Genomic DNA, 3,125 nt, shown 5'->3' with positions numbered 1-3,125 from the left:
TGCTGGCCAAGGGCCTGTGCGAGCGCATCGGCATCGACGGCAAGTTCACCTACAAGCCCCAGGTGGAGGGCAAAGCGGCCCTGGACGCCGTGGACGTGGCCATGCCCACCCACTCCGAGGCCATTCAGGCCGTGCTGGACGCTCTGGTGGACGGCAAAAACGGCGTGGTGGGCTCCATGAAGGAAATTGAGGCGGTGGGCCACCGGGTGGTCCACGGCGGCGAGGCGTTCAACAAGTCCGTGCTCATCACCGACGAGGTATTGAAGGCCATTGAGGACTGCATCCCCCTGGCCCCTCTCCACAACCCCGCCAACCTCACCGGCATCCGCGCCTGCCAAAAGGTAATGCCCGGCGTGCCCATGGTGGCCGTGTTTGACACCGCCTTCCACCAGACCATGCCCCCCAAGGCCTATATGTACGCCCTGCCCTACGCCTACTATGAGGAGGACAAGGTCCGCCGCTACGGCTTCCACGGCACCAGCCACAAGTACGTGGCGGGCCGGGCCGCCGCCATGCTGGGTAAGGCCCCCGAGGAGGTCAAGCTGATCTCCTGCCACCTGGGCAACGGCTCCTCCATCGCCGCGGTGGACGGCGGCAAGTCCGTGGACACCTCCATGGGCTTCACCCCCCTGGCGGGCCTGCCCATGGGCACCCGCTCCGGCGATTTGGACGCCGGCATTCTCCAGTACGTGATGAACAAACACGGCCTGAGCATTGACGAGATGCTGAACGTGCTGAACAAGAAGTCCGGCGTGGAGGGCCTGAGCTGCGTCAGCTCCGACTTCCGGGACCTGGAGAACGCCGCCGCCCAGGGGGACAAGAAAGCAGCGCTGGCCCAGGAGAAGTTCGCCTATGAGGTGAAGAAGTACGTGGGCGCTTACGCCGCCGCCATGGGCGGGGTGGACGCCGTCATCTTCACCGCCGGCGTGGGCGAAAACGACAAGGCCATCCGCCGCATGGTGTGCCAGGGACTGGAGTACATGGGCGTGGAGCTGGACGAGGCCGCCAACGACGTGCGGGGCAAGGAGGCGGTGATCTCCGCCGCCGCTTCCCGGGTGAAGGTGCTGCTGATTCCCACCAACGAGGAGCTGATGATCGCCATGGAGACCGCCTCCATTGTGTCCGGCAAGTAAATAGCAGACGCGTTACAGCGGCGGCAGGGAGTTTCCCTGCCGCCGCTGTTTGGCGTTTTATTCAAAAAATGTAAATTCAAGCCGGTTATCCCCTATACTGTACCAACGAGACAGTTACATCCGCATTATCTTTATAATCCGAGGAACCTCCAACACCGAAATTAAAATTTCTCTGCATGGGATGGCTCTCCTCGTCTTTCAGCACGCGGAATACCCGTACCAACGTTTCTCCAGGCTGCACATAGAGCGTTGGAAATCGCTCCCATCTTCCGAGCGTGACGGAGATTTTACGGGAAACCTTAACCTCTTTCGGGATCTGACCGTTGTTGGTCACGGTATAGACCAGATATTCCCCATCCCCAAACCGGGGAGAGGCGTTAATGCTTGGAAAGCTGCCAGCGTTGTACTGCACATGTGTATGATACGCATATATGGCGCCGCCGGGAGCTACGTGGGGATCCGCCGTTACCACATCTTTCACCGTCTCCGGGTCGATCTCCTCCAGGTTGCCAATCGTCAGGCCGTACTCCGGTGCGTTGGGGGGCGTGTGATCCGGCTTTTTATCGGCGGATTCAACTCCGGCTGTAACAATCACCTCGCTGGAAATCGGGAAAACGCCGATATCCACGCTGTTCGTTTTGGCATCCCAGCTAATATCCGCGTCGATCAGCTCCGAGAGCTGCCGGACGGAGATATAGTTGGTCCTGCCGCCGGCCGTGTCGGTGTAGATGATGGTAGAGGGGGCCTGCGGGCCGTTGGGGTCGGTATATGTTTCGCCAGCATGCCAGCGGCAAATGCTCCAAACCGCTTCATAGTAAAACCTCTATCTCAGGTCGGTCACTTGTACTGCTTCAAAGACACCGTGATGTCGCTCTACGCGGTACCCTCGTCATAGACGCCCAGGGACAAGGCGCTCTCCATACTTGCCGCGCCTTTTGGGTTTAGTGCTCTACGCTGATATAGGTTGGGGAATCGCTGACTTTACGCAGGAGGATGATAGAGCCCTCCGGGTCATACAAGTACAACCGGTCAAAAACCCGAAGTACACAGAGGGTTTGGGACGGAAAACGCATGGTAAGCGGGGATTCGACGGTTGCATCATCGTCCAGGTAGTAGGTCCCTTTTTCCACGTCACCCATCGGCTCATAGACGGCGCAGACGCCGTTCTGTTCCAGAACATAATGACGGCCACCGTCAGGGGCGGTAGAGGCGACGTAAGTCCCCACAACACTGGGAATGTCTACCCGCCTCAGCATGCCAATCTGCACGGTCTGGCCCAGATTGAGGACCAGGGATGCCAGAAGCAGAATGGGGAGAATAAGCCGCCTGACTCTTGTTTTCGGCATGATGATTCACCTTCTCTGGCTGATCAGAGTGTTTATTTACGCTTTTACGGCACGGGCGTACACAGACATGACCGTTTGAGTATGTGAGACATAGGCCAGTCTGGAGTCTCTGGTGAGGGGCGCATTGGGTCTGTCCACTTCATAAATAGCGATGGGATGGATCTCGACATTTTTCGTGACTTTCAGTTTATAATAGTTCACGGAATCCGGAACTGGCACACCCAATCCAATGGTACCGTTACTCCGATTCCCCATCGGAACGCTCACGCCCAAACTGAAAGACGCGGGGCCATACGCCAGTGCGAGGGAAAGGGTAATGGTTGCCTCCGGCCCCCCGTCTTCACTGTAATAAAGAAAACCACCTTCTCCTAACCTGTACCCTTCCGGCTTCTGATTCCCAGGAAAACCGGTCACGCTATCCCTCACAGGGGAGAGGCTTACAGCTCTATAATAGGTCTGTACGCGGGCGGTCCCGCTCAGGGAATCGACGAGGGAATTGATATAATCAGTAATTTCCTGGTCAATTTCCTCGGAGGTCTTGTCCCGGCCATCAATCACATATCCGGGGAGTACGACAGGCTCCGAATCATTGGGCTCGGCGGCAAAGCAGGGGACGGCCAGGGCCAGGCTCATGACCAGCGTCAGC

General features: G+C 58.2%; 4 protein-coding genes. 1 reads left to right on the top strand and 3 read right to left on the bottom strand.

Features of this window, described 5'->3' with window-relative positions:
- Nucleotides 1–1,133, top strand: a 1,133-nt coding sequence (locus tag QZ326_RS12290; protein ID WP_295745678.1) for an acetate/propionate family kinase, incomplete at its 5' end; no start/stop codon positions are given.
- Between the two features lie 85 nt (nt 1,134–1,218).
- On the opposite strand, the gene QZ326_RS12285 is transcribed toward QZ326_RS12290, so the two are convergent.
- The 3 genes from QZ326_RS12285 to QZ326_RS12275 form a co-directional block, all read right to left on the bottom strand.
- On the bottom strand, nt 1,219–1,761 hold the full coding sequence (locus QZ326_RS12285; RefSeq protein ID WP_295745674.1) for a hypothetical protein: 543 nt from the start codon (nt 1,759–1,761) through the stop codon (nt 1,219–1,221).
- Nucleotides 1,762–2,074: 313 nt separating this feature from the next.
- Nucleotides 2,075–2,479 carry a hypothetical protein gene (locus QZ326_RS12280; protein ID WP_295745672.1) on the bottom strand — a complete coding sequence of 135 codons (405 nt, stop codon included), beginning with the start codon at nt 2,477–2,479 and terminating at the stop codon, nt 2,075–2,077.
- Nucleotides 2,480–2,515: 36 nt separating this feature from the next.
- Nucleotides 2,516–3,125: hypothetical protein (locus tag QZ326_RS12275; RefSeq protein WP_295745669.1), on the bottom strand; the 610-nt coding region annotated here is incomplete at its 5' end.

It is taken from the genome of uncultured Oscillibacter sp. (assembly GCF_910587525.1).
Classification (GTDB): Bacteria; Bacillota; Clostridia; order Oscillospirales; family Oscillospiraceae; genus Oscillibacter.
This window is presented reverse-complemented; position numbering and strand designations above follow the sequence as displayed.

Coding starts and splice junctions, on each gene's coding strand:
- QZ326_RS12280 (WP_295745672.1), bottom strand. CDS start 2,479: ATGCCGAAAACAAGAGTCAGGCGGCTTATTCTCCCCATTCTGCTTCTG.